Source organism: Pseudomonas sp., assembly GCF_002796985.1.
GTDB lineage: Bacteria > Pseudomonadota > Gammaproteobacteria > Pseudomonadales > Pseudomonadaceae > Pseudomonas.
In genome coordinates this window covers 164,449-189,627 of the sequence record NZ_PEKX01000009.1, presented here as the reverse complement: position 1 = coordinate 189,627, position 25,179 = coordinate 164,449, and the positions used below count along the sequence as shown (strand labels likewise).

Below are 25,179 nucleotides of genomic sequence, written 5' to 3'. Positions count from 1 at the left end.
AGCCAATTCGACAAAGGGACAAGGTTATCATGCGTACGTTGAACCGCCTGTTGCTCGCCGCTCTGCTGGGTCTTGGCGCGACCACCGTCCTGGCCGCGGACGATGCCCCGACGCCGGAGCCGGATGTGACCATCCGCCAGGAGGGCGACAAGACCGTCCAGGAATACCGCGTGAACGGGTTCCTCTACGCCATCAAGGTCATCCCCAAGCATGGCAAGCCGTACTTCCTGGTGCGCCAGGACGGCAGCGACGGCAACTTCATCCGCTCGGACCAGCCCGACAAGCTGATTCCGCAGTGGCAGATCTTCAGCTGGTAAACCCTCCCGCCCACGACGCTCCAGAGGATTGAGCATGTCGGTATTCACGCCTCTGGAACGTCCGGTCCTGGAAGACTTCCTCGCCCCCTACGGCCTTGGCCGCCTGCGGGACTTCCGCGGTATCGCGGAAGGCTCGGAGAACAGCAACTTCTTCGTCAGCCTGGAGCAGGGCGAATTCGTCCTGACCCTGGTGGAGCGCGGCCCGGTGCAGGAGATGCCGTTCTTCATCGAACTGCTCGACGTGCTGCACGAAGCCGACCTGCCGGTGCCTTACGCCCTGCGCACCAAGGATGGCGAGGCGCTGCGCCAGCTCGAAGGCAAGCCGGCGCTGCTGCAACCGCGCCTGGCCGGCCGCCACGAGCGCACGCCGAACAACCATCACTGCAAGGAGGTCGGCAACCTGCTGGCGCACCTGCACCTGGCCACTCGCGAGCGGATCATCGAGCGCCCCAGCGACCGCGGGCTGAGCTGGATGCTGCACGAAGGCGAGGCAATGCAGTCGCACCTGTCAGGCAACGCCGCGACCCTGCTGGGCGATGCGCTGGAGGAGATCGCCCGCCTGCTCGCCGAACAACCGGCGCTGCCGCGCGCCAACCTGCACGCCGACCTGTTCCGCGACAACGTGCTGTTCGACGGCCCGCACCTGGCGGGGGTGATCGACTTCTACAACGCCAGCTCGGGCTGGATGCTCTACGACCTGGCGATCACCGTGAACGACTGGTGCTCCAGCGACGACGGCGCCCTCGACGGCACGCGCGCGCGCGCCCTGCTGGCGGCCTATGCGGCCAAGCGGCCGTTCACCGCGCTGGAAGCGGAGCTGTGGCCGGAGATGCTGCGGGTGGCTTGCGTGCGCTTCTGGCTGTCGCGGTTGATCGCCGCCAAGGCGTTTGCCGGGCAGGACGTGCTGATTCATGACCCGGAAGAGTTTGAACGACGCCTGGCGCAGCGGCAGACGGTGGGGATTCATTTGCCGTTTGCGCTGTAACGCGGATTTGATCGCGAAGCAGGACTTGTAGGAACGAGCTTGCTCGCGAACGGGCCACGCAGCGGGTCTGTTCGCGAGCAAGCTCGCTCCTACGAAGAGCAATCCGGCGTGAAGCGTTTGGGAGTGAGGATCTAGTTCGGTGCTGGCATCCCTGCCGTTACTCCTCTGCTCAAGCGCAACCCCGGCCTGGCCATCCATGGCCAGTCGTTCGCCCTTCAAAACGCATGCGTTTTGAGCGGGCTCACCCACATTTCGAATGTCCGCAGTTCAGGCAGGTCGCGCAGCCATCCATCTGCACCACGGCCATGGTGTTGCACTTGCCGCACAGCTGCGCGCCGGCGGGGAAGCCTTCGCCAGGCTCGGCCTTGTTGGTGCCCTGGGCAGCCTCGTAGGCGGCGCGCTTTTCGGCGAGGTACAGGCGCTGTTCCTCGTCCAGCTGTGGGCCTTCCATCAGGCCGATGGCGACCAGGTGGCGCTCGATCACAGCGCCGATCTCGGCGACGATCGACGGCATATAGATGCCGCCGCGCTTGAGGTAGCCGCCGCGCGGGTCGAACACCGCCTTCATCTCTTCCACCATGAAGGTGCAGTCGCCGCCCTTGCGGAACACCGCGGACATGATTCGGGTGAGTGCAACGATCCACTGGAAGTGGTCCATGTTCTTCGAATTGATGAAGATCTCGAAGGGCCGGCGCTGCTCGTACGGGGTGTCCGGGTTGAGCACCACGTCGTTGATGGTCACGTACAGCGCGTGCTCGAACAGCGGCGACTTGATCTTGTAGGTCGCGCCGACCAGCAGCTCCGGCCGCTGCAGGGTTTCATCCATCTTCACCACGGCAGCTTCTGCAGCGGCTTCGCTGCGGGCCTTCTCCTCGGCCACGTCCACCACCTGGAAACCTTTGATCTTCTGATTGATCTTGACGCTCATAGCATTCTCCAGGGGCATCAGTACTTGCCGTAATAGCCTTCTTTCAGGGCGTCGAAGAGGTTGGCGGCGCTATGGATCTCGCCGTCGTACTCCACTTCCTCGTTGCCCTTGAGCTCCACCACGCTACCGTCTTCCAGCTCGAAGCGGTACAGCGTCTTCTCCAGGTCCGACTCCTTCACCAGTACGCCCTGGAAGGCCGCCGGATTGAAGCGGAAGGTGGTGCAGCCCTTCAGCCCCTGACGCCAGGCGTAGCGGTAGATGTCCTTGAAGTCCTCGAACGGGTAGTCGGTGGGGACGTTGGCGGTCTTGGAGATCGACGAGTCGATCCACTTCTGCGCGGCGGCCTGGATGTCCACATGCTGCTGCGGGGTGATGTCGTCGGCGGTGATGAAGTAGTCCGGCAGGCGGTGCTTCTCTTCCTCGGCGCCGGGCACGGCGTGGTTGTCCACCTGGTCGCGGTAGGCCAGCAGCTCGTAGCTGAAGACCGAAATCTTCTCCTTGGTCTTGCGACTCGGACGAATGACGTTGCGCGAGTAGTGGTGAGCGAAGCTCGGCTCGATGCCGTTGGAGGCATTGTTCGCCAGGCTCAGGCTGATGGTGCCGGTGGGCGCGATGGAGCTGTGGTGGGTGAAGCGCGCGCCGTGCTTGGCGAGCTCCTCGATCAGCTGCGGTGCGTGCTCGGCAACGCGCTGCATATAGCGCGAGTACTTGGCGTGGAGCACGCGGCCCGCCACCTTGTCACCAACCTTGAGGCCATCGGCCTTCATTTCCGGGCGCTTGCGCAGCATCTGCGCGGTGACTTCGTATTCCTTCACCAGCGCCGGCGCCGGGCCTTTCTCGCGGGACAGTTCCAGCGCTACTTCCCAACCGACCAGAGCCATCTCGCGCGCCACTTCCTCAGTGAACACGCACGCTTCCGGGCTGCCGTAGCGCAGCTTGAGCAGGGTCAGCGCCGAGCCCAGGCCGAGGAAACCCATGCCATGGCGGCGCTTGCCGAGAATTTCCGCACGCTGCTGTTCCAGCGGCAAGCCGTTGATCTCCACGACGTTGTCGAGCATGCGGGTGAACACGCGGACCACTTCGCGGTAGCGCTCCCAGTCGAAGCGCGCGTTGCCGCCGAATGCATCGATCACGAAGGTGGTCAGGTTCACCGAGCCCAGCAGGCAGGAGCCATAGGGCGGCAGCGGCTGCTCGCCGCAGGGGTTGGTGGCGCGAATGGCCTCGCACCACCAGTTGTTGTTCATCTCGTTGACCCGGTCGATCAGGATGAAGCCCGGTTCGGCGTAGTCGTAGGTGGAGACCATGATCATGTCCCACAGGTGCCGCGCCTTGACCCGCCCATAGACCTTGCAGGCCACGCGGCCATCGTCGCCCATCAGGTACTCGTCGTGCAGCGGCCAGTCGCGCCAGACCACTTCCTCAGCATTCTTCAGGTCGACCTCGTCGCGCTCCTTCTGGTGGATCGGGAACACCAGCGGCCAGTCTTCGTCGTCCTCCACCGCATTCATGAAGCCGTCGGTGATCAGCAGGCTGAGGTTGAACTGGCGCAGGCGGCCGTCTTCGCGCTTGGCGCGGATGAACTCGCGCACGTCCGGATGGCTGACGTCGAAGGTGCCCATCTGCGCGCCGCGCCGCCCCCCGGCGGAGCTGACGGTGAAGCACATCTTGTCGTAGATATCCATGAACGACAGCGGCCCGCTCGTGTGCGCGCCGGCGCCGGAGACGTAGGCGCCGCGCGGGCGCAGGGTGCTGAATTCGTAACCGATACCGCAGCCGGCCTTGAGCGTCAGCCCGGCCTCGTGGACCTTCTCCAGGATGTCGTCCATGGAGTCACGGATGATCCCCGACACGGTGCAGTTGATGGTCGAGGTGGCCGGTTTGTGCCCCTGGGCACCGGCGTTGGAGATGATCCGCCCGGCCGGGATGGCGCCATTGCGCAGGGCCCAGAGGAAGCGCTCGTACCAATGCTCGCGCAGCGCCTTGTCGGCCTCGACATCGGCCAGGGCGCGGGCCACGCGCTGCCAGGTCTCGTCGACGCTGCCATCGATGGGTTTGCCGCTCTTGTGCTTCAAGCGGTACTTGCTGTCCCAGATGTCCTGCGAGGCAGGCTGCAGGGCGAGAACTCCTTGGTCGGCGCCGCGAGGGCGCGCATCGGTCTTGGCCATCCGAGAAATAACCTCCTGTCGGTTGGGGGCGAGCGCAAAAGGAGCGCGAGTAGACCCCATATATAGACATAGATTCCTGATCGCCATCAATATCTTGTGCCAGGCAACCCCGACTAGACACCATAGACAATTGAACGGCGAACGCCGTCAAAGAGGCGAAAAGCCGACGATTGGCGGGGAATCAGGGGAGGAAAGTGCGGGAAATTTCAGGCAGGGAGGGTGCGGCGATCGGGCGCGGCAGAAGCGATTACCCTGAGCGCTCGATGCATCACGCAAGCATCGAACCTTGTAGGAGCGAGCTTGCTCGCGAACCCGCCTTGCAGCGGAGCATCAGGTCGCCCTGATTCGCGAGCAAGCTCGCTCCTACGAAAAGCAGCAACGTAGGGCGCATAAGGCGGAACGCTTTATCCGCCATCCGCAGCCCATCGGCGGATAACGCCCGAGGCGTTATTCGCCCTGCGATCGGGAAACTCCGGCAGCAGCTCGAGCTCGACTCAGAGCTTCTCCAGACACCCCGCGAACTCATCCGCCAGGTTGCCCAGCAGGTTTTCATAGCCCTGGGCATCCACCTTAACTCCCACACCCAGGTCATCCAGCTCGGCCAGGCGCACCGGCAGGCCCTGGCTCAGGGTGTCGGCCAGGCGCGGGCGGATCGGCGGCTCGCTGAAGATGCAGGACGGGCCAGCCTTCTGCAGTTGCGTGCGCATGGCGGCCACATGGCGGGCGCCCGGCTGCACGTCGGCGGAGACTGCAAACACCCCGGCGTGGCGCAGGCCATAGGCCTCTTCGAAGTAGTCGAAGGCCTCGTGGAAAACGAAGAACGGCTTGCCCTTGAGCGGATCGATGCGCTGTTTCAGGCGGGCGTCGAGGGTTTCCATGCGCTCGTCGAAGGCCTTCAGGTTGGCTTGGTAACGGCTGGCATTGGCCGGGTCGGCGATGGCCAGGTCCTCGGCCATGCGTGCGGCGATCACCTGGGCGTTGGCCGGCAGCAGCCAGAGGTGCGCATCGATCATGCCCGGACGGTGGTCATGGTCATGACCGAGGTCGTCATGGTCAGCGTCATGATCATCGTGCTCTTCATCGTGAGCAGGGTGGTTCGACTCGCTGAAGTCGGCGAACTTGCGCAGGTGCATGCCGGCCTGGTCCTGCACGGCCACGCTCGGGCCCTTGCGGCTTTCCAGCACCCTGGGCAGGAAGTTCTCCAGGTCCGGGCCGACCCAGTAGAACAACTGCGCGTCGCGCACGCGGCGGATGTCGGAGGGGCGCAGCGAGTAGCTGTGCGGCGAGGCGCCCGGCGGCAGCAGCACGTCCGGCGTGCCTTCGCCATCCTGGATGGCGGCGGCGATCAGTTGCAGCGGCTTGATGCTGGTCAGCACGCTGACCTCGGCACTTGCGGGAAAGCTGAGCAGCAGCGCGCAAGCAGCGGTCAGCAGGGCGACGGGACGGAAGGACACGGCGGCACTCACACAGGGGAGACATGAAAGAGTAATATAATAACGTCTCTGAACCCGAGCGTCGCCGCGCATGTACAAGATCGCCCCCAAGACTCCCCTCGCCTGCCGTCCGCACGACCACGCCAACTGCGTGGCCAGCGCCCTGGCCGACGCCGATGCGTTGTGCGCGCGCCAGGGCGTGCGCCTGACCGAGCTGCGCCGGCGCGTGCTGGAGCTGGTCTGGGCGAGCCACAAGCCGCTGGGCGCCTACGACATCCTCGCCGTGCTGAGCGAGGAAGACGGCCGCAAGGCGGCGCCGCCAACGGTCTACCGCGCCCTGGACTTTCTCCAGGACAACGGTCTGGTGCACCGCATCGCCTCGCTCAACGCCTTCATTGGCTGCGCCCACCCGGAACACGCCCATGAAGGCCAATTCCTGATCTGCCGCGCCTGCCACACCGCCATCGAGCTGGAACAGCCCGCCATCAGCGAGGCCATCGTCACCGGCGCCAAGGGCGTTGGCTTCGCCGTGGAGACCCAGACCGTCGAAGTGGTCGGCCTCTGCGGCGCTTGCGCCCCCGGCCAGCGGGAGGCGTGATGAGCGACGCCCTGATTCGCCTGCAAGGTGTCGGCGTCAGCTACGCCGGCCAGGCGGTGCTGCAGAACGTCGACCTGACCATCGCCCCCGGCGAGATCGTCACCCTGATCGGCCCCAACGGCGCCGGCAAGACGACCCTGGTGCGCAGCGTGCTCGGCCTGCTCAAGCCCGACACCGGCAGCGTCTGGCGCCAGCCCAAGCTGTCCATCGGCTACATGCCGCAGAAGCTGCATGTCGACCCGACCCTGCCGCTGACCGTGTTCCGCTTCCTCCGTCTGGTCCCCGGCGTGCAGCGCACCCAGGCGCTCGACGCACTGAAGGAAGTCGGCGCGACCCATGTGATCGACAAGCCGCTGCAGAGTGTCTCCGGCGGCGAGCTGCAGCGCGTGCTGCTGGCCCGCGCCCTGCTGCGCAAGCCGGAACTGCTGGTGCTCGACGAGCCCGTGCAGGGCGTCGACGTCGCCGGCCAGGCCGAGCTGTACCGGCTGATCGGCCGCCTGCGCGACCGCCTCGGCTGCGGCGTACTGATGGTCTCCCACGACCTGCACCTGGTGATGAGCGCCACCGACAAGGTGGTCTGCCTGAACCGCCACGTGTGCTGCTCCGGGCACCCGGAACAGGTCAGCGGCGACCCGGCCTTCGTCGAGCTGTTCGGTCAGGACGCCCGCAGCCTGGCGGTCTATCACCACCACCACGACCATTCCCACGACCTGCACGGCGAGGTGGTGAAACCCGCCTTCCCCGCCGGCACCCGCTTCACTCCGGTCCACCAGCACGGCCCCGACTGCAACCATGGCTGATTTCCTGCTCAACGCCCTCCTCGCCGGGCTGGCCCTGGCGGTAGTCGCCGGGCCCCTGGGTTCGTTCGTCGTCTGGCGACGCATGGCCTATTTCGGCGACACCCTGTCCCACGCTGCCCTGCTCGGCGTGGCCCTCGGCTTCCTGCTGGACGTCAGCCCGACGCTGGCGGTGACCGTCGGCTGCGTGCTGCTCGCCGTGCTGCTGGTCACCCTGCAACAGCGCCAGCCACTGGCCGCCGACACCCTGCTCGGCATCCTCGCCCACAGCACCCTGTCGCTGGGCCTGGTGACCCTGAGCTTCATGAAGGAAGTGCGCGTCGACCTGATGGCCTATCTGTTCGGCGACCTGCTCGCCGTCAGCCAGACCGACCTCCTGTGGATAGTCGCAGGCAGCGCCCTGGTGCTGGGGCTGATCTGCTGGCTGTGGCGACCGCTGCTGGCGATCACCGTGCATGAGGAACTGGCGCGGGTCGAGGGCCTGCCAGTGACCGCCATCCGTCTGGCGCTGATGCTATTGATCGCCATCGTCATCGCCGTGGCGATGAAGATCGTCGGCGTGCTGCTGATCACCTCGCTGCTGATCATCCCTGCCGCCGCCGCCCAGCGGCATGCGCGCAGCCCTGAACAAATGGCCTTCGGCGCGAGTCTGATCGGCCTGGTGGCGGTGTGCGCCGGGCTCTCGCTGTCCTGGTTCAAGGACACCCCCGCCGGTCCCTCCATCGTGGTCAGCGCGGCGGCCCTGTTCCTGCTGAGCTTTGTCCTGCCGCGCCGGACGGTGTAGAATTTGGCGCTTTTTTGATCAAAAGAGACCCTGACGCATGAAGTCGTTCGTCATCCGCCTGTTCGCGCTGATGGCCATGGCGCTGGCCCTCGCGGCCTGCCAGAGCACCGCGAGCAGTCCGCCCAGCAGCAGTGGCTTCGAGACCGAACTGGCCGCCGGCCGTCTGGAATCTGCGCAGCTTGCGCTGGGTTCCGAACAGGAAGACGCCACCCAGCTCGCCGAGCGCCGCAAGCGCCTGGCCGACGCGTACCTGGAGCGCAGCCGCACAGCGCTGGCCAAGGGCGACGTCAACGGTGCCACCACCGCCCTGACCCGCGCCCGCTCGCTGATGCCCCGCGCCCCCGGCGTCGCCGCCGACGTGAGCGGCCTGCAGAAGCCCACCACGCCAGTGGCGCCGGCTGTCCAGCCGAACTGCACGCCCTGAGCCCCACGGGCGCCCGATCGCGGCGCCCGTTATTTCCTTTTGTTCCGTGCTTAGCTGAACAAAGATTAATCAGCCATAAAAAAGCAGGTTAAAATGCGCGGTTTTGGCTGACCGCCTACGCTCGTTGCCTACGCCTGTTGACCCGACGGCCCCGGCAGGGGGTGGCGCCTCTTCGTACCCACAAGGTTCGCTCAGTGATCGAATTCCACGACGTCCACAAGACCTATCGCGTCGCCGGACGTGATATCCCGGCCCTGCAGCCGACCCGCCTGTCCATCGAGAGCGGCCAGGTGTTCGGCCTGATCGGCCATTCCGGCGCCGGTAAAAGCACCCTGCTGCGCCTGATCAACCGCCTGGAAGAGCCCAGCGGCGGGCGCATCGTCATCGACGGCGTCGACATCACCGCCCTGGACGCCGACGGCCTGCGCCGCTTCCGCCAGCGCGTCGGGATGATCTTCCAGCATTTCAACCTGCTGGCCTCCAAGACCGTCGCCGACAACATCGCCATGCCGATGAAGCTCGCCGGCACCTTCAGCGCCGCCGAAGTCACCGCGCGAGTGGATGAACTGCTCGCTCGCGTCGGCCTCCAGGACCACGCCCGCAAGTACCCGGCGCAGCTCTCCGGTGGCCAGAAGCAGCGCGTCGGTATCGCCCGCGCCCTGGCGTGCCGGCCGACCATCCTGCTCTGCGACGAGGCCACCAGTGCCCTCGACCCGCAGACCACTGGCCAGGTCCTGGAACTGCTGGCGCAGATCAACCGGGAGCTGAAGCTGACCATCGTGCTGATCACCCACGAGATGGACGTGATCCGCCGCGTCTGCGACCAGGTCGCGGTGATGGACGCCGGCCACATCGTCGAGCAGGGCGAGGTCGCTGACGTGTTCCTCCATCCGCAGCACGAAACCACCCGCCGCTTCGTCTTCGAGGCCGAGCGCGTGGACGAGGGCGAGCAGCACGACGACTTCGCCCACGTACCGGGGCGCATCCTGCGCCTGACCTTCCGCGGTGAAGCGACCTATGCACCGCTGCTGGGCACCGTCGCGCGCCAGACCGGCGTCGACTACAGCATCCTCGCGGGGCGCATCGACCGCATCAAGGACCAGCCCTACGGCCAGCTGACCCTGTCACTGGTGGGCGGTGACATCGAGGCCGCCATGGCGCAGCTCAACGCCGCCGAAGTCCACGTCGAGGTGCTGCGCGCATGAACGCTTTCTTTGAAACCCTGGGCTTCGTCAATATCGACTGGTCCGAGATTCTCCAGGCCAGCATCGACACCTTCTGGATGCTCGGTGGCTCGCTGCTGTTCACCATCGTCCTGGGCCTGCCGCTGGGCGTGCTGCTGTTCCTCACCGGGCCCAAGCAGATGTTCGAGAACCGCGCGGTCTACGCCCTGCTGTCTTTCGTGGTGAACGTGCTGCGTTCGCTGCCGTTCATCATCCTGCTGATCGTGATGATCCCCTTCACCGTGCTGGTCACCGGCACCTCGCTGGGCGTCGCCGGGGCCATCCCGCCGCTGGTGGTGGGTGCCACGCCGTTCTTCGCGCGCCTGGTGGAAACCGCGCTGCGCGAAGTGGACAAGGGCATCATCGAAGCCACCCAGGCGATGGGCGCCAGCACCCGCCAGATCATCTGGAACGCCCTGCTGCCCGAGGCTCGTCCGGGCATCATCGCCGCCATCACCGTCACTGCCATCACCCTGGTGTCCTACACCGCGATGGCCGGCGTGGTCGGCGCGGGCGGCCTGGGCGACCTGGCTATCCGCTTCGGCTACCAGCGCTTCCAGACCGACGTGATGGTCGTCACCGTCGTCATGCTGCTGGTGCTCGTACAGATTCTGCAGACCGTCGGCGACAAGCTGGTGGTCCACTTCTCCCGCAAATAACCACAAGGCCCGCCGGATGCGGGCCGACACAGGAGCCAACCATGAAGAAACTGCTCGCCGCGTTCGCTGCTGCCACAGCCATCGCCGCCCCGCTGGCCCAGGCCGCCGACACCCTCACCGTCGCCGCCACTCCGGTGCCGCACGCCGAGATCCTCAACTTCGTCAAACCCATCCTGGCCAAGGAAGGGGTTGAGCTGAAGGTCAAGGAATTCACCGACTACGTGCAGCCCAACACCCAGGTGGCCGAGAAGCGCCTGGACGCCAACTTCTTCCAGCACCAGCCGTACCTGGATGAGTTCAACAAGGCCAAGAACACCCACCTGGTCGCCGTCACCGGCGTGCACATCGAGCCGCTGGGCGCGTACTCCACCAAATTCAAGAAGCTCGACGAGCTGCCCTCCGGCGCCACCGTGGTGATCCCCAACGACGCCACCAACGGCGGCCGTGCGCTGCTGCTGCTGGACAAGGCCGGCGTGATCAAGCTCAAGGACAACAAGTCCATCACCGCCACCCCGAAGGACATCGCCCTGAACCCGAAGAACATCAAGGTGCGTGAGCTGGAAGCGGCGACCCTGCCGCGCGTGCTGACCCAGGTCGACCTGGCCCTGATCAACACCAACTACGCCCTGGAAGCCAAGCTGAACCCGACCCAGGACGCCCTGGCCATCGAAGGTTCCGACTCGCCCTACGTGAACATCCTGGTAGCCCGTCCGGACAACAAGGACAGCGCCGCCATGCAGAAGCTGGCCGCCGCCCTGCACAGCCCCGAGGTGAAGCAGTTCATCCTCGAGAAGTACAAGGGTGCCGTCGTTCCGGCCTTCTGATCGCCGCGAATCTGACGCTCAAGAAAAGCCCGGTCGAATGACCGGGCTTTTTCGTTTCCGGCTTTTGGGATCTTGGGCTTTTCGTAGGAGCGAGCTTGCTCGCGAACAGTGTTTACCGGCGATGCCGCAAGCTGGGCGGGTTCGCGAGCAAGCTCGCTCCTACATGGAACGGCGCGTGGATTGGCTCTATCCCGCCGCTTTGGGCGATTTTTCACCAACCTTTCCTGCATATTTTCCATGCCGCAAAGGCATCGATTTTTTGCGGATTCGCGCAAAGCCCCGAATGACGAGGCCTGCAGCGACTCTCCAAAATTACATAGCACTGAAAGTTATTTAAACAAGATAAACAATCACTTCAAGAGCTAAGGCGCTCCGCCAATCATGCAGGTCCGTTCCAAGCGCGACGTAGAGCCGCGCAGACCTGCAAGGAGATCGTTCATGGCTCAACCCCAGCATGCCCTCGCGCCGGATGCCCTCCTGCGCCACGTGCCCGGCGGCGACCTGGTCGATCTCGGCCGCCCGCTGCGCCATGCGCTGGGGCTGGGCCGCCACGTGCCGGCGAAAGCCCGCGCGCTGAGCCGCCGCGAAGCCGTTCTGCTCGGTCTGTTCGCCCTGACACTGCATGGTGCGGTGGTCTACTGGCTGAGCCAGCAGCCCACCCCGCAACTGCCGGAAGTTCCGCCACAGGTGCCGCCGATGACCATCGAATTCACCGCGCCGACACCGCCGGTGGTCGAGGCGCCGCCGCCCGAGCCGATTCCTGAGCCGATCGTGCAGGAGCCGCCGCCTCCCGTGGTCGACGAGAACGCGGTGAAACCGCCGCCGCCCAAGCCGATCCCTAAACCCAAGCCGAAACCGGTGGCCAAGCCCAAGCTAGTGCCCAAGCCGGTCGAGCAGCCCACGCCGCCCAAGGCCGAAACCCCGCCGCCACCGGCTCCGCCCGCCCCGGCGTCAGCGGCGCCGGCCCCGCTGACGCCGCCCTCGGCCAGCGCCGGTTACCTGAAGAACCCGGCGCCGGAATACCCGCCCCTGGCCCAGCGCCGTGGCTGGGAAGGCACCGTGCTGCTGCGAGTGCATGTACTCGCCAGTGGCAGCCCGAGCGAAATCCAGGTGCAGAAATCCAGTGGCCGCGACTCCCTGGACGACGCCGCGGTGCGTGCGGTGAAACGCTGGAGCTTCGTCCCCGCCAAGCGCGGCGACGTGGCCCAGGAAGGCTGGGTCAGCGTGCCCATCGATTTCAAATTGCATTGATTCAACTTGCCCAGATCAGCCGCACGAGAAACGCGGAAGGAGAACACCCATGAGTCTGCCCCTGAACCCCCTGGAAACCGTCGAAGGCGCAGTCATCTGGCTGCTGGTCGGCTTCTCCGTCGTCACCTGGGCGCTGGCCCTGGTGAAGGGCGTCCAGTTCACCCGCCAGAAGTCCCAGGACAAGCGCTTCCAGAAGCAGTTCTGGAGCGCCACCAGCCTCGAATCGGCCGGTGACCAGGCGGCCGGCAAGCCCGGTGCCGGCGCCCGAGTCGCCCAGGCTGGCTTCGCTGCCATCCAGGTGCAGGACAACGGCCAGCCGGACCTGGCCCAGTCGATCAACCACCAGGACCGCCTCGAACGTGCTCTGCGCCAGCAGATCCAGCGCGAGCGCCGCTCTCTGGAGTCGGGCCTGGCGGTGCTCGCCTCGATTGGTTCTACCTCGCCCTTCATCGGCCTGTTCGGCACCGTGTGGGGCATCATGGAAGCGCTCAAGGGCATCAGCGCGGCGGGCTCGGCGAGCCTGGAAACCGTCGCCGGCCCGATCGGCAGCGCGTTGATCGCCACTGGCGTGGGGATCGCCGTCGCCGTGCCGGCGGTGCTGGTCTACAACTACTTCCTCCGTCGCCTGAAGCTCACCGCGGCCGACCTCGACGACTTCGCCCACGACTTCTACAGCCTCGCGCAGAAGAGCGCCTTCCGCGTCGTCACCCTGCCCACCGCCGCGCGCAAACCGGCTGCCGGCGCCAGCGTGAAGGAGGCGAGCTGACATGGCCTTCTCGACCCAGGACAGCGACGAGGTTCTCTCCGAGATCAACGTCACCCCGCTGGTGGACGTGATGCTGGTGCTGCTGGTGGTGTTCATCGTCACCGCGCCGCTGCTGACCAATGCCATCCCGATCAACCTGCCCAAGACCGAGGCGGTCGCCCCGCCGGAGCAGAAGGACCCGCTGGTGGTGAGCATCGACGGCGCCGGCAAGTGGTTCATCAACAAGGACGAAATCCAGCCCGAGCTGCTGCAGGGCAACCTGGCGGCGGCCAAGGCCAAGGACGCCGAGGTTCGCGTGCAACTGCAGGCCGACGAGAACGTGAACTATGGCCAGGTGGCCAAGGCCATGGCCTCCATCGAGAAGGCGGGCATTACCAAGCTGGCGGTGATCACCGCGCGCTGAGGTACCTGTAAGACACCTGAAACAGAGCGGGTGTAGAAAGGGACCTCCACAACGTACCGAGCTTCAAGGCCGCTCTCCCAATACTCAGGCAGGGGTGAGCGGCCTTTTTTTATTCGCAGATTCCGCGCCCCCGCGCCGACGGTCGATGATTGCGCAGGAGCGGACTCCGTCCGCGATATGCAACCGGCCAGCTCCGAGCAGCCGGAAATCGATCGCGGACAGAGTCCGCTCCTACGCCCAGTTGGCACAAAGGTGTGCATCCACCGTTCGTCGTCATCCCCGCCCCGGCAATAAACCTATGCCTTTCAGGCCCTTCCGTGGCCGCCGTTGTTCCACTAAGTTGATGACAGTCTGGAGACCTGAGGGGTACCGCATGACATCGTCTCCCGCTTCGGAAGGCCCGTTCTATCCGCCGACACTGGGGGTGCCGGAACGCTTCACACCTGCACAGCTGCGCGCCTCGCTCGACATCACCATGAGCGAACACGGCGCGGGCCCGGTGTGGTTGTTCGCCTACGGCTCGCTGATCTGGCGCCCGGAATTCCCGGTCGCCGAGGCACGCCGCGCGCGAGTGCACGGCTACCACCGCGGGCTCTACCTGTGGTCCCTCACCCACCGCGGCACTCCGGAAGCGCCGGGGCTGGTGCTCGGCCTGGACCGAGGCGGCTCCTGCTCCGGCTTCGCCTTCCGCCTGCCCGACGACAACCTCGACACCAACCTCTACGCGCTCTGGGAACGGGAAATGCCCTATGCCTCGTACCGCCCGGAATGGCTGAACTGCCGTCTGGACGACGGCACCCGCGTGCGCGCCCTGGGCTTCGTCCTCGAACGCCACCTGCCCAGCTACGCCGGCGCCCTGCCCGACAACATCGTCCAGCACGTGCTCGACAGCGCCCACGGCCACTTCGGCACCACCCGCGACTACGTGGAGCAGACCGCCAAAGCCCTGCGCGAGTGCGCCATGCCCGACCTCAACCTGGAGGGCATCCTGGCGCGCTGCTGCCCGCTGCGCCGAGCAAAGGACTGACGTCTTATCGCCATTCGTTAGATAGAAATACTGCATAAGCAAAGAATTTCTTATTCCTTAACGAATATTAAAACCCTCCCTAGAATGCCTTCTCATGACGATTCGAGAGGGCCGCTCCATGCGCAACGAACGCATCCGCTACCTGATCGTGCCGGGCTGGCACGGTTCCGACGACGCCCACTGGCAGAGCCACTGGCAGCGCGCCCTGCCGAACGCTGAACGGGTACAACAGCGCGATTGGATCACTCCACAGCACCAGGACTGGGTCGCCGAACTGGACCGCGAAATCCGCCGCGAACCGGGCCGCGTCATGCTGATCGCCCACAGCCTGGGCTGTGTCACCGTCGCCTCCTGGGCGGCCCGCGCCGACCGCCGCGTCCTTGCTCAGGTCGCCGGCGCCCTGCTGGTCGCCCCGGCCGACGTGGAGCGGGAAACCTGCCACGAGGCCCTGCGCAACTTCGCCCCCATCGCCGCGCAAGCGCTGCCCTTCCCCGCCGTGCTGGTGGGTTCGGACAACGACGCCGCATGCAGCCCGCAGCGCGCCTTGATCCTCGGCCGCGCCTGGGGCGCCGAGACGGTGATCCTGCCGTCCGCCGGGCACATCAACGTGAAATCCGGCCACGGCGCCTGGGAATCGGGCTACCGTCATCTGTATCGCCTGCAGTACCTGATCGACCAGCAATCGCGCCAGCGCGCCTGATCCCGGCTCCTGACTACCGGAGCATGGCGCGCGGTGTGACGTCCGCGCCTATCCCATCACGGCGCGGATTCGGCTAGGGTGAGGCATAGCCCCACGCCGGAGACCGCCATGCCACCGTTGCACGACCTGTCCGCCGTCGAACTGCTGGCCTTGTACCGCTCGCACCAGCTTTCCCCCGTCGAGTACCTGGAGCACCTGATCGCCCACATCGACCGCTGGGAGCCGCAGCTCTGCGCGCTCTACGCCTTCGATCCGCAGCGCGCGATAGAACAGGCGCGGCGCTCCGAGGCGCGCTGGATCCGCTGCGCGCCCTGCGGCGAACTGGATGGCATACCGGTAACCATCAAGGAGCTGATCGCCACCCGCGGCGACCCGATTCCCCAGGGCAGCGCCGCCACCCTGCTGCAACCTTCCATGGGCGATGCACCGCCCGCCGCGCGGATGTTCGAGGCTGGCGCGATCCTGCTGGGCAAGACCACCGTGCCGGACTTCGGCATGCTCTCTTCCGGGCTCTCCAGCTTCCACGAACTGGCGCGCAACCCCTGGGACCTGCGCATGAACCCCGGCGGTTCCAGCGCCGGCGCGGCCTCGGCCGCTGCGGCCGGCTACGGCCCGCTGCACATCGGCACCGACATCGGCGGCTCGGTACGGTTGCCGGCGGGCTGGTGCGGGTTGGTCGGCTTCAAGCCGAGCTTCGGGCGCATCCCCATCGACCCGTATTACACCGGGCGCTGCGCCGGGCCCATGACCCGCACGCTGGATGACGCGGCGCTGATGATGAAGCACCTCGCCCGCCCGGACTGGCGTGACGCGACCGCGCTGCCCCCAGCCGATCTCGACTGGCACATCGAACAAGCCGAGGTACAGGGCTTGCGCATCGGCCTGCAGCTCGACCCTGGTTGCGGCCTACAACCCGAGGCCGATGTGCGTGCTGCCGTTGAAGCTGCTGCACAGCGCTTCGCCGACGCGGGAGCGGAAATCATCGAAGTGCAGCCGATCCTCGACCGCGAGCTGCTGGATGGCCTGGATAAATTCTGGCGTGCACGCCTGTGGGCCGAGCTGGAAAGCCTGCCGAGAGAGCGCCAGGCCAAGGTGCTGCCCTATATCTTCCAGTGGGCCGAAGGCGGTGCCTCGGTCAGCGGCGCCGACGCGGTGCGCGGCTACAACCGCACTTTCGACATGCGTCGACGGGCCGCCGAGCAGTTCCACGAAGTAGACTTCCTGCTCTCGCCAACCAACCAGGTCGCCGCCTTCCCGGCCGAATGGGCATCGCCCACCAACGACCCGGCGCTGCCCTTCGAGCACATCGGCTTCACCGTGCCGTGGAACATGTCCGAGCAGCCGGCACTCTCAATCAACTGCGGCTTCACCCGCGACGGCATGCCCATCGGCCTGCAGATCGTCGGCCCGCGATTCGCCGATGTCGCAGTGCTACGCCTGGGCAAGACCTACGAACACTGGCGCGGCCCCATCCACCGCTGGCCGCAACCGCCGGGAGCCAACTAGGCTCAGCCTATTCGCCGACCACAAGGACCCGATCGCGCGCCCATGCAGTACACCACCTATATCGCCCACTTCCTGGTCGTCATCCAGTTGCTGGGGATCATCGCCGCCGTCCACGCCGTGCTCAGCGTACGCACCGCGCAAGGCGCCATCGCCTGGGCGACTTCGCTGGTGTTCATGCCGCTGCTGACGCTGGTGCCCTACCTGGTGTTCGGCCGCAGCCGCTTCGATGCCTACATCGGCGCGCGCCGGCAGGCCAACGAGGAAATGCACGTGGCTGCCGCCGAGCTGGACTGGCGCCCATGGGTGGAAGAAGCCCTCGCCGCGCGCCAGTCCCACGCCTACAAATCGCTCAAGGCCATGGTCGGGTTGGCGCGCATGCCGACCCTGGCGAACAACAAGGTGCGCCTGCTGGTGAACGGCAAGGCCTCCTTCGACGCGATGTTCGAGGCGATTTCAAGCGCGCGGAAAGCGATTCTGGTGCAGTTCTTCATCATCCGTGACGACGCCCTCGGCCAGCGCCTCGCGCAATTGCTGCTGGAGCGCGCGGCCAATGGCGTGGATGTGTTCCTTCTCTACGACGGCATCGGCAGCCACGCCCTGTCGCGCCGCTACGTCGAACGCCTGCGCCAGGGCGGCGTGCAGGTGCACGCCTTCAGCACCGGCAGCGGGATGATCAACCGCTTCCAGGTGAACTTCCGCAACCACCGCAAGATCGTGGTGGTCGACGGCGTGAGCGGTTTCGTCGGCGGGCACAACGTCGGCGTTGAGTACCTGGGCGAGAAGCCGCCGCTGGCCCCCTGGCGTGACACCCACATCGAGCTGCATGGTCCGGCGGTGGCGTGCCTGCAGGAATGCTTCGCCGAGGACTGGTTCTGGGCCACCCACACGCTGCCCACGCTGATCCTGCCTGATGGCTACGACGACGCCGGGATGCTCTGCCAGGTGGTGCCCAGCGGCCCGGCGGACACCCAGGAAACCTGCTCGCTGTTCTTCGTCGAATCGATCAACGCGGCGGTGGAGCGGGTGTGGATCACCACGCCGTATTTCGTCCCGGACGAAGCCGTCGCCGCCGCCCTGCGCCTGGCGGTGCTGCGCGGCGTGGACGTGCGCATCCTGCTGCCCTCGCAGCCGGACCACAAAACCGTGTATGCCGCGTCCAGTCTCTACGCACTCGATGCTGTGCGCGCCGGCGTGCGGGTGTTCCGCTACCAACCGGGGTTCCTGCACCAGAAGGTGATCCTGATCGACCACGACAGCGCCGCGGTGGGCAGCGCCAACCTGGACAACCGCTCGTTCCGCCTGAACTTCGAGATCATGGTGATCACCGTCGACGAAGGTTTTGCCCACGACGTGGAAACCATGCTGGAAGAGGACTTCGCCCAATCGGTGGAAATGACCCTGGACGACCGCAAGCGCGTGCATCGCCTGCAGCAATTGGGGATGCGGGTGGCGCGGCTGGTGTCGCCGATTCTCTGAGAGCGTTGGTGTGGCGATGTTCGCGAGCAAGCTCGCTCCTACCCAGAGCGGAAGTCCCCTGTAGGAGCGAGCTTGCTCGCGAACGCTTTTGACGCACAAAAGAAAACGCCCGGCTCACTCTCGTGAACCGGGCGTTTCTTTCTCTAGCGCGAGGTCATCAGGCTGGCGCGGAGGAGCGGATCAGGTGGTCGAAGGCGGAGAGCGACGCCTTGGCGCCCTCGCCGACCGCGATCACGATCTGCTTGTACGGAACGGTGGTCACGTCACCGGCGGCGAAGATGCCCGGCAGCGAAGTCTCGCCGCGAGCGTCGACGATGATCTCGCCACGCGGGGTCAGCTCGATGGTGCCCTTGAGCCAGTCGCTGTTGGGCAGCAGGCCGATCTGCACGAAGATGCCTTCCAGCTCGACGGACTTGAACTCTTCCGAGTTGCGGTCCTTGTAGACCAGGCCGGTGACCTTCTGGCCATCGCCTTTCACTTCGCTGGTCAGCGCGCTGGTGATCACGTCCACGTTCGGCAGGCTGAACAGCTTGCGTTGCAGCACGGCGTCGGCGCGCAGCTTGCTGTCGAACTCCAGCAGGGTCACGTGGGACACGATGCCGGCCAGGTCGATGGCCGCTTCGACGCCGGAGTTGCCGCCGCCGATCACCGCCACGCGCTTGCCCTTGAACAGCGGGCCGTCGCAGTGCGGGCAGAAGCACACGCCCTTGGCCTTGTATTCCTTCTCGCCCGGCACGCCCATTTCACGCCAGCGGGCGCCAGTGGCGAGGATCACCGACTTGGCCTTCAGGCTGCCGCCGCCTTCGAACTGCACTTCGTGCAGGCCGCCGGCGGTCTTCGCCGGAATCAGCGCGCTGGCGCGCTGCAGGTTCATGATGTCGACTTCGTAGTGCTTGACGTGCTCTTCCAGCTGGCGAGCCAGTTTCGGGCCTTCGGTCTCGGTCACCGAGATGAAGTTCTCGATGGCCATGGTGTCCAGCACCTGGCCGCCGAAGCGTTCAGCCGCGACCCCGGTACGGATGCCTTTACGAGCGGCGTAGATCGCCGCCGCAGCGCCAGCCGGGCCACCGCCGACGACCAGTACGTCGAACTCTTCTTTCGCCGACAGCTTCTCGGCTTCGCGGGCAGCGGCGCCGGTGTCGATCTTGGCGAGGATTTCCTCCACGCCCATGCGGCCCTGGCCGAACACTTCGCCGTTGAGGTAGATGCTCGGCACAGCCATCACCTGGCGGCGCTCGACTTCTTCCTGGAACAGCGCGCCGTCGATGGCGACGTGGCGGATGTTCGGGTTGAGCACGGCCATCAGGTTCAGCGCCTGGACCACGTCCGGGCAGTTCTGGCAGGACAGCGAGAAGTAGGTTTCGAACTCGAACGAACCCTGGATGCCCTTGATCTGCTCGATCACGTCGGCGTCGAGCTTGGACGGGTGGCCGCCGACCTGCAGCAGCGCCAGCACCAGGGAGGTGAATTCGTGGCCCATGGGGATGCCGGCGAAAGCCAGGCCGATGTTCGCCCCGGGGCGGTTCAGCGCGAAGGAAGGCTTGCGTTCATCGCTGCCATCTTCACGCAGGGTGATCTTGTCGGTCAGGCCGACGATTTCGTGCAGCAGCTCGCTCATCTCGCGGGATTTGTCGCTGTCATCGAGGGACGCGACGATCTCGAACGGCTGCTGGACCTTTTCCAGGTAGGCCTTCAACTGGGTTTTAAGGGTGGCGTCCAACATGATTCAAATCCTCGGAATTTGAGCAAAGGGGTTCCCCGGCAGGCTTTTCAGCCCACCCTACGCACGCTTTTGGCTTTGGTAGGGAGGATGCCGGTAGGCATCCTCGGGGTGTTGCAAAACGGTAGGGGAAGCGGGTGGGCGGGCGCCCGCTGGTTGCGCAGCGGGAGCCGCTGCGCAACAGCTTCCCAGCCGTTTTTAGATCTTGCCGACCAGGTCCAGCGACGGAGCCAGGGTCTTCTCGCCTTCTTTCCACTTGGCCGGGCAGACTTCACCCGGGTGAGCGGCGGTGTACTGGGCAGCTTTCAGCTTGCGCAGGGTTTCGCCGACGTCACGAGCGATCTCGTTGGAGTGGATTTCGACGGTCTTGATGATGCCTTCCGGGTTGATCACGAAGGTGCCGCGCAGGGCCAGGCCTTCTTCCGGGATGTGCACGCCGAAGGCGTTGGTCAGCTGGTGAGTCGGGTCACCGATCAGCGGGAACTGGGCTTTGCCAACGGCCGGGGAAGTTTCGTGCCACACCTTGTGGGAGAAGTGGGTATCGGTGGTCACGATGTAGACCTCGGTACCGGCCTTCTGGAACTCGGCGTAGTTGTTGGCGGCGTCTTCGATCTCGGTCGGGCAGTTGAAGGTGAAGGCTGCCGGCATGAAGATCAGGACGGACCACTTGCCCTTCAGGGACTGCTCGGTGACTTCGATGAACTTGCCATTGTGGAAAGCGTTGACCTTGAACGGTTGAACGGCGGTGTTGATCAGATTCATTAGGCAATTCCTCGTAGAGAGTTGTCGTTTAATCGAGTGGTCGATCGGTTGAAATTCGACAGGGGCAAGATTATCGCCTGATGACAATGAATGCCCATTGATTTAGGGCATCACGGAAATTGAGTCTCTCTATGGAGAGATCTATATAAGGAAGAAGTTTCCTATCAGGCGAATCGCGCTGTCCTACGCTCGGATTCGTGATGCGAGGTGTCTGGCCCGAGGATTTTCAGCCTTCCTCCGGCACACCGGTCCGTCCACCTTCCCCCGAAAGCGCCGCGAGGACAACGCCAGTCGCGACGTACGGCCCTTCGAAGATTGTCGAGCGCGCCAGTTTTCCTGCCCCACTGGTCAAGCCTGTCCACGAGCCTATGCTTGTGCCTGAGGGCCCTTCGCCACGCGGCCCTCGACGTCTACGGACAGCCTTCGCGAAGCGGCACGGCCGCACGCATGACGACGAGGACTCCCGATGATCCAGTTCCTGCTCGGCGACGAAACGGTCCAGGCCGACGGCTTCGCACCCGAGAGCAGCCTGCTCGATTACCTGCGCATCCACCGTGCGCGCACCGGCACCAAGGAGGGCTGCGCTTCGGGCGACTGCGGCGCGTGCACCGTGGTGCTCGTCGAGCCCGACGGTGAAGCGCTGCGCTATCGTGCGGTGAACGCCTGCATCACGCTGCTGGGCGCCGTCCATGGTCGCCAGGTGCTGACCGTCGAACACCTCGGCGAGCCCGGCGCGCTGCACCCGGTGCAGCAGGCGATGGTGGACTGCCACGGCTCGCAATGCGGCTTCTGCACGCCGGGCATCGTCATGTCGCTGTTCGCCTGGCACCACTCGCCGCCGCCGCACGACCGCGAGACGGCACTGACCGCGCTCTCCGGCAATCTGTGCCGCTGCACCGGTTACCGGCCGATCCTCGACGCCGCCACACAGATCGCCGAGCAGCCCTGCCACGACCACTTCGAGCAGAACACCGCCCTGACCGTCGCCCGACTTCAGGAGATATCCACAGCCGGCACGCTGCACGACGGCGAGGCGCAGGCCTGGTTGCCCACCTCGCTGGAGGAACTGGACACCCTGCTGCAAAGGCACCCGCAAGCGCGGCTGATCGCCGGCGGCACCGACCTGGCGCTGGAAGCCACGCAGAACCTCAAGACTTTTCCGGCACTGATCCACCTCGACCGGGTGAGCGAACTGCAACGCCTGGAAGTCCACGTCGAGCACCTGCTGATCGGCGCGGCGCGGCCCTACGCCGACTGCCTCGATGCGCTGGAGGAATTCCCCGGCGTCGCCGCCCTGCTGGAGCGCCTGGGCTCGTTGCAGATCCGCCAGCGCGGCACCCTGGGCGGCAACATCGCCAACGCCTCGCCCATCGGCGACATGCCGCCGGTGCTGCTCGCACTGGATGCCCGGCTGCGCCTGCGCAAGGCGGGAGCCGTGCGCGAAGTCGCCATCGACGGCTTCTTCACCGGCTACCGCCAGACCGTCCTGCAACCCGGCGAATACATCGAGGCACTGCTGATTCCGCGCCTGCGCGGCCACCAGCGGTTTCGCGTCGACAAGGTTTCCAAGCGCCGCGACGACGATATTTCCGCCGTGTGCCTGGCCCTGCGTCTGGATCTCGACGAGGCCGGCATCGTTACTGACGCGCGCCTCGCCTGCGGCGGCATGGCCGCCACGCCATTGCGCGGTGTGCGGAGCGAAGCAGCCCTGCGCGGCCGGCCCTTCGACGCCGCTGCCGTGGCGGCGGCGCAGGCCGCTATCGCGCAGGATTTCCAGCCCATCGACGACCTGCGCGCCAGCGCCGCCTATCGCCTGAAGGTGGCGCAGAACCTGTTACAGCGCGCACTACTGGAATGGACCCCAAGCCCTGCGGAGGTGCGCCATGCGTAGCCTGCCACCGCTGGCCAGCAACGGCGTCGCGGTCGCCATCCATAGCGCGGGCAAGCCTCGCGAGCACGACAGCGCGGCGCTGCACGTGAGCGGCGCGGCGCGCTACGTGGACGACCTGAAGGAGCCGCGCGAACTGCTGCACGCCGCCGTCGGCCTGACTGAAATCGCCTGCGGCGGCGTGCTATCCCTCGACCTCGACGCGGTGCGCAGCGCCCCCGGCGTCGTGGCCGTACTGACCCTGGATGACGTACCCGGCCACACCGACATCGGCCCGGTTTTCCCCGGCGACCCGCTGCTGGCCGGCGAGCAAGTGAAGTATCACGGCCAGGCGTTGTTTGCGGTTGCCGCGCAAAGCCTGATCCAGGCGCGGCGGGCGGTGCGCCTGGCGAAGGTCGAATACGCGAAGGAAGACCCGCTGCTCGACCCGCTCAAGGCCAAGGCCGAAGAGCGTTTCGTACGCCCACCGCACCACATGCGCCGGGGCGACGCGCAGGCTGCGCTGGAGAGTGCTCCCCAGGTGCTGGAAGCCCGCCAGTTCATCGGCGGCCAGGAGCATTTCTACCTCGAAGGCCAGGCCTCGCTCGCGCTGCCCGGCGACGACGGCGGCATGCTGGTGCACACGTCCAGCCAGCACCCGAGCGAAGTGCAGAAACTGGTGGCCGAAGTGCTGGCAATCCCGCTGGCCAAGGTCACAGTGGAAGTGCGGCGCATGGGCGGTGGTTTCGGCGGCAAGGAAACCCAGGCAGCACCCTTCGCCTGCCTCGCCGCGCTGCTGGCGAGCAAGACCGGCCGCGCAGTGAAGCTGCGCCTGCCACGCGCCGAGGACATGCGCCTGACCGGCAAGCGCCACCCCTTCCACAACCATTACCGCATCGGCTTCGACGACGAAGGCCGGCTGCTTGCCGCACAGTTGGAAGTGGTGGGCGACTGCGGGCATTCGCCGGACCTCTCCGACGCCATCGTCGACCGCGCAATGTTCCATGCCGACAACGCCTACTTCATCCCTGACGTGGCCATCTCCGGCTACCGCAGCTTCACCAACAGCGTCTCGCACACCGCCTTCCGTGGCTTCGGCGGGCCGCAGGGGATGATGATCATCGAGCGCGCCATGGACGACATCGCCCGCGCCGTGGACAAGGACCCGCTGGAAGTCCGCAAACTCAACCTCTACGGAGGAATGGGCAGGGAGCTGACGCCCTACCACCAGAAGGTCGAGCACAACCTGCTGGGCGAGTTGATCGCGCGACTGGAACAGAGCAGCGACTACGCTGCGCGCCGCCTGGCAATCCATGACTTCAACGCACGGAGCCCGGTGCTGAAGAAGGGCCTGGCACTGATCCCGGTGAAGTTCGGCATTTCCTTCACCGCCCAGCACCTCAACCAGGCCGGCGCGCTGGTCCACCTCTACACCGACGGCAGCATCCAGCTGAACCATGGCGGTACCGAGATGGGCCAGGGCCTAAACACCAAGGTCGCGCAGATAGTCGCCGAGGAATTCCAGGTACCGCTGGAGCGTGTGGTGATCACCGCCACGCGCACCGACAAGGTGCCCAACACCTCGCCCACCGCGGCTTCCAGCGGCACCGACCTGAACGGCATGGCCGCCCGCGATGCCGCGCGCACGCTGAAGAAGCGCCTGATCGACTTCCTCGCCGAACGCGACGGTCTGAAGCCGCAGGAGATACGTTTCGAGCACGGCGGCGTGACCGTCGGGACGCAACACCTGGGCTTCACCGAAGTCATCCAGGCCGCCTACTTCGCACGCATCCAGCTCTCCGCCACCGGCTTCTACCGCACGCCGAAAATCTTCTACGACCGCGAGAAGGGCGTGGGCCATCCGTTCTTCTACTTCGCCTATGGCGCGGCGGTGTCGGAGGTGGAAGTGGACACGCTGACCGGCGAATACCGCGTGCGCCGGGTGGACATCCTCCACGACGTCGGCCGCAGCCTGAACCCGGCCATCGACATCGGCCAGATCGAGGGCGGCTTCGTCCAGGGCATGGGCTGGCTGACCACCGAGGAGCTGCGCTGGGACGACGCCGGCAAGCTGCTCACCGTGGGGCCGGCGACCTACAAGATTCCGGCGGTAAGCGATGCGCCGGAAGACTTCCGCGTGGCGCTGTTCGACCGCCCCAACGAGGAAGACAGTGTGTACCTGTCCAAGGCCGTGGGCGAGCCGCCGTTCATGCTGGCGATCTCGGTGTGGTCGGCGCTGCGCGACGCCATCGCCAGCCTCGCCGACTACCGCCTGAGCCCCGACCTGGATACGCCGGCGACACCGGAGCGGGTGCTGTGGGCGTGTGAGGCGATGAGGAGCGCAGAGCAGGAGCGCCCTCACCCTGGCCCTCTCCCGCAAGCGGGAGAAGGGACCGATCGGCATCAAGCGGCCCCACAGACTCAGTCGAAAGCTGCGGAGGCGGCCGACGCTCCGACCACGACCACTGCAGCGGATAGCCCCCTCTCCCTCCGAGCGGGGCGCGCAGCCAGGGTTAGGGTGAGGGGAAGCCCAATCGCACCCGACAATGACCAGGACTCCTGAC

23 protein-coding genes are annotated in these 25,179 nt (G+C 66.0%); 18 read left to right on the top strand and 5 right to left on the bottom strand.

The window, feature by feature from the left end:
* Positions 1-29: 29 nt before the first annotated feature.
* Positions 30-317, top strand: a complete 288-nt coding sequence (locus CTR55_RS15220; protein WP_296287393.1) for a DUF2782 domain-containing protein — start codon at positions 30-32, stop codon at positions 315-317.
* 34 nt (positions 318-351) lie between these two features.
* Entirely contained in the window at positions 352-1,302 is a 951-nt protein-coding gene (locus CTR55_RS15215) for a homoserine kinase (protein ID WP_296287392.1), read from the top strand.
* A gap of 241 nt (positions 1,303-1,543) precedes the next feature.
* Here the strand turns inward: CTR55_RS15215 and CTR55_RS15210 are convergent, their stop codons facing one another.
* The 3 genes from CTR55_RS15210 to znuA form a co-directional block, all read right to left on the bottom strand.
* Positions 1,544-2,230 carry an NrdJb gene (locus CTR55_RS15210; RefSeq protein ID WP_296287391.1) on the bottom strand — a complete coding sequence of 229 codons (687 nt, stop codon included), beginning with the start codon at positions 2,228-2,230 and terminating at the stop codon, positions 1,544-1,546.
* 17 nt (positions 2,231-2,247) lie between these two features.
* Positions 2,248-4,455 carry an adenosylcobalamin-dependent ribonucleoside-diphosphate reductase gene (locus tag CTR55_RS15205; RefSeq protein WP_296287390.1) on the bottom strand — a complete coding sequence of 736 codons (2,208 nt, stop codon included), beginning with the start codon at positions 4,453-4,455 and terminating at the stop codon, positions 2,248-2,250.
* Positions 4,456-4,889: 434 nt separating this feature from the next.
* Complete coding sequence (gene znuA / locus CTR55_RS15200; protein ID WP_296287389.1) at positions 4,890-5,849, bottom strand: zinc ABC transporter substrate-binding protein ZnuA; 960 nt, start codon at positions 5,847-5,849, stop codon at positions 4,890-4,892.
* A 70-nt stretch (positions 5,850-5,919) separates the two neighbouring features.
* Between znuA and zur the strand changes: the two genes are divergently transcribed.
* From zur to cls, 14 genes are all read left to right on the top strand, one after another.
* Complete coding sequence (gene zur, locus CTR55_RS15195; protein WP_296287388.1) at positions 5,920-6,426, top strand: zinc uptake transcriptional repressor Zur; 507 nt, start codon at positions 5,920-5,922, stop codon at positions 6,424-6,426.
* A complete protein-coding gene (gene znuC, locus CTR55_RS15190; RefSeq protein WP_296287387.1) occupies positions 6,426-7,226 on the top strand; it encodes a zinc ABC transporter ATP-binding protein ZnuC in 801 nt (266 codons plus the stop codon). The genes zur and znuC overlap by 1 nt, the downstream gene beginning before the upstream one ends.
* The gene (gene znuB / locus CTR55_RS15185) at positions 7,219-8,007 is read left to right on the top strand and encodes a zinc ABC transporter permease subunit ZnuB (protein WP_017521234.1); all 789 of its coding nucleotides are present in this window, start codon (positions 7,219-7,221) and stop codon (positions 8,005-8,007) included. Before znuC ends, znuB begins: the two co-directional genes overlap by 8 nt.
* A 37-nt stretch (positions 8,008-8,044) precedes the next feature.
* Positions 8,045-8,431, top strand: a complete 387-nt coding sequence (locus CTR55_RS15180) for a hypothetical protein (protein WP_296287385.1) — start codon at positions 8,045-8,047, stop codon at positions 8,429-8,431.
* Positions 8,432-8,625: 194 nt separating this feature from the next.
* Complete coding sequence (locus CTR55_RS15175) at positions 8,626-9,636, top strand: methionine ABC transporter ATP-binding protein (RefSeq protein WP_296287384.1); 1,011 nt, start codon at positions 8,626-8,628, stop codon at positions 9,634-9,636.
* Positions 9,633-10,313, top strand: coding sequence for a methionine ABC transporter permease (locus CTR55_RS15170; RefSeq protein ID WP_296287383.1), 681 nt, complete (start codon positions 9,633-9,635; stop codon positions 10,311-10,313). The genes CTR55_RS15175 and CTR55_RS15170 overlap by 4 nt, the downstream gene beginning before the upstream one ends.
* Positions 10,314-10,354: 41 nt before the next feature.
* Positions 10,355-11,137 (top strand): MetQ/NlpA family ABC transporter substrate-binding protein, encoded by a 783-nt coding sequence (locus CTR55_RS15165; RefSeq protein ID WP_296287381.1) that lies wholly within the window; start codon positions 10,355-10,357, stop codon positions 11,135-11,137.
* Positions 11,138-11,575: 438 nt separating this feature from the next.
* Entirely contained in the window at positions 11,576-12,388 is an 813-nt protein-coding gene (locus CTR55_RS15160) for an energy transducer TonB (RefSeq protein ID WP_296287380.1), read from the top strand.
* A 49-nt stretch (positions 12,389-12,437) separates the two neighbouring features.
* Complete coding sequence (locus tag CTR55_RS15155) at positions 12,438-13,154, top strand: MotA/TolQ/ExbB proton channel family protein (RefSeq protein WP_296287378.1); 717 nt, start codon at positions 12,438-12,440, stop codon at positions 13,152-13,154.
* 1 nt (position 13,155) lies between these two features.
* A complete protein-coding gene (locus tag CTR55_RS15150; protein ID WP_296287377.1) occupies positions 13,156-13,557 on the top strand; it encodes a biopolymer transporter ExbD in 402 nt (133 codons plus the stop codon).
* Positions 13,558-13,930: 373 nt separating this feature from the next.
* Positions 13,931-14,584, top strand: a complete 654-nt coding sequence (locus CTR55_RS15145; protein ID WP_296287375.1) for a gamma-glutamylcyclotransferase — start codon at positions 13,931-13,933, stop codon at positions 14,582-14,584.
* A gap of 118 nt (positions 14,585-14,702) precedes the next feature.
* A complete protein-coding gene (locus CTR55_RS15140; RefSeq protein WP_296287373.1) occupies positions 14,703-15,284 on the top strand; it encodes an alpha/beta hydrolase in 582 nt (193 codons plus the stop codon).
* A 108-nt stretch (positions 15,285-15,392) separates the two neighbouring features.
* Positions 15,393-16,790, top strand: coding sequence for an amidase (locus CTR55_RS15135; RefSeq protein ID WP_296287372.1), 1,398 nt, complete (start codon positions 15,393-15,395; stop codon positions 16,788-16,790).
* Positions 16,791-16,832: 42 nt separating this feature from the next.
* A complete protein-coding gene (gene cls / locus CTR55_RS15130) occupies positions 16,833-18,266 on the top strand; it encodes a cardiolipin synthase (RefSeq protein WP_296287370.1) in 1,434 nt (477 codons plus the stop codon).
* 157 nt (positions 18,267-18,423) lie between these two features.
* On the opposite strand, the gene ahpF is transcribed toward cls, so the two are convergent.
* Complete coding sequence (ahpF, locus tag CTR55_RS15125; protein ID WP_296287369.1) at positions 18,424-19,989, bottom strand: alkyl hydroperoxide reductase subunit F; 1,566 nt, start codon at positions 19,987-19,989, stop codon at positions 18,424-18,426.
* Between the two features lie 195 nt (positions 19,990-20,184).
* On the bottom strand, positions 20,185-20,748 hold the full coding sequence (ahpC, locus tag CTR55_RS15120; RefSeq protein WP_184586198.1) for an alkyl hydroperoxide reductase subunit C: 564 nt from the start codon (positions 20,746-20,748) through the stop codon (positions 20,185-20,187).
* Between the two features lie 466 nt (positions 20,749-21,214).
* Between ahpC and xdhA the strand changes: the two genes are divergently transcribed.
* Positions 21,215-22,639: a xanthine dehydrogenase small subunit gene (gene xdhA, locus CTR55_RS15115; RefSeq protein ID WP_296287367.1), complete on the top strand. Its 1,425-nt coding sequence runs from the start codon at positions 21,215-21,217 to the stop codon at positions 22,637-22,639.
* Positions 22,632-25,178 (top strand): xanthine dehydrogenase molybdopterin binding subunit, encoded by a 2,547-nt coding sequence (gene xdhB / locus CTR55_RS15110; protein ID WP_296287365.1) that lies wholly within the window; start codon positions 22,632-22,634, stop codon positions 25,176-25,178. Before xdhA ends, xdhB begins: the two co-directional genes overlap by 8 nt.
* Position 25,179 lies beyond the last annotated feature (1 nt).

Excerpts from the sequence above, each read along its gene's own strand:
- CTR55_RS15220 (WP_296287393.1), top strand. The coding sequence starts at position 30 with ATGCGTACGTTGAACCGCCTGTTGCTCGCCGCTCTGCTGGGTCTTGGC.
- CTR55_RS15215 (WP_296287392.1), top strand. The coding sequence starts at position 352 with ATGTCGGTATTCACGCCTCTGGAACGTCCGGTCCTGGAAGACTTCCTC.
- CTR55_RS15210 (WP_296287391.1), bottom strand. The coding sequence starts at position 2,230 with ATGAGCGTCAAGATCAATCAGAAGATCAAAGGTTTCCAGGTGGTGGAC.
- CTR55_RS15205 (WP_296287390.1), bottom strand. The coding sequence starts at position 4,455 with ATGGGGTCTACTCGCGCTCCTTTTGCGCTCGCCCCCAACCGACAGGAG.
- zur (WP_296287388.1), top strand. The coding sequence starts at position 5,920 with ATGTACAAGATCGCCCCCAAGACTCCCCTCGCCTGCCGTCCGCACGAC.
- znuC (WP_296287387.1), top strand. The coding sequence starts at position 6,426 with ATGAGCGACGCCCTGATTCGCCTGCAAGGTGTCGGCGTCAGCTACGCC.
- znuB (WP_017521234.1), top strand. The coding sequence starts at position 7,219 with ATGGCTGATTTCCTGCTCAACGCCCTCCTCGCCGGGCTGGCCCTGGCG.
- CTR55_RS15180 (WP_296287385.1), top strand. The coding sequence starts at position 8,045 with ATGAAGTCGTTCGTCATCCGCCTGTTCGCGCTGATGGCCATGGCGCTG.
- CTR55_RS15170 (WP_296287383.1), top strand. The coding sequence starts at position 9,633 with ATGAACGCTTTCTTTGAAACCCTGGGCTTCGTCAATATCGACTGGTCC.
- CTR55_RS15165 (WP_296287381.1), top strand. The coding sequence starts at position 10,355 with ATGAAGAAACTGCTCGCCGCGTTCGCTGCTGCCACAGCCATCGCCGCC.
- CTR55_RS15160 (WP_296287380.1), top strand. The coding sequence starts at position 11,576 with ATGGCTCAACCCCAGCATGCCCTCGCGCCGGATGCCCTCCTGCGCCAC.
- CTR55_RS15155 (WP_296287378.1), top strand. The coding sequence starts at position 12,438 with ATGAGTCTGCCCCTGAACCCCCTGGAAACCGTCGAAGGCGCAGTCATC.
- CTR55_RS15150 (WP_296287377.1), top strand. The coding sequence starts at position 13,156 with ATGGCCTTCTCGACCCAGGACAGCGACGAGGTTCTCTCCGAGATCAAC.
- CTR55_RS15145 (WP_296287375.1), top strand. The coding sequence starts at position 13,931 with ATGACATCGTCTCCCGCTTCGGAAGGCCCGTTCTATCCGCCGACACTG.
- CTR55_RS15140 (WP_296287373.1), top strand. The coding sequence starts at position 14,703 with ATGCGCAACGAACGCATCCGCTACCTGATCGTGCCGGGCTGGCACGGT.
- CTR55_RS15135 (WP_296287372.1), top strand. The coding sequence starts at position 15,393 with ATGCCACCGTTGCACGACCTGTCCGCCGTCGAACTGCTGGCCTTGTAC.
- cls (WP_296287370.1), top strand. The coding sequence starts at position 16,833 with ATGCAGTACACCACCTATATCGCCCACTTCCTGGTCGTCATCCAGTTG.
- ahpF (WP_296287369.1), bottom strand. The coding sequence starts at position 19,989 with ATGTTGGACGCCACCCTTAAAACCCAGTTGAAGGCCTACCTGGAAAAG.
- ahpC (WP_184586198.1), bottom strand. The coding sequence starts at position 20,748 with ATGAATCTGATCAACACCGCCGTTCAACCGTTCAAGGTCAACGCTTTC.
- xdhA (WP_296287367.1), top strand. The coding sequence starts at position 21,215 with ATGATCCAGTTCCTGCTCGGCGACGAAACGGTCCAGGCCGACGGCTTC.
- xdhB (WP_296287365.1), top strand. The coding sequence starts at position 22,632 with ATGCGTAGCCTGCCACCGCTGGCCAGCAACGGCGTCGCGGTCGCCATC.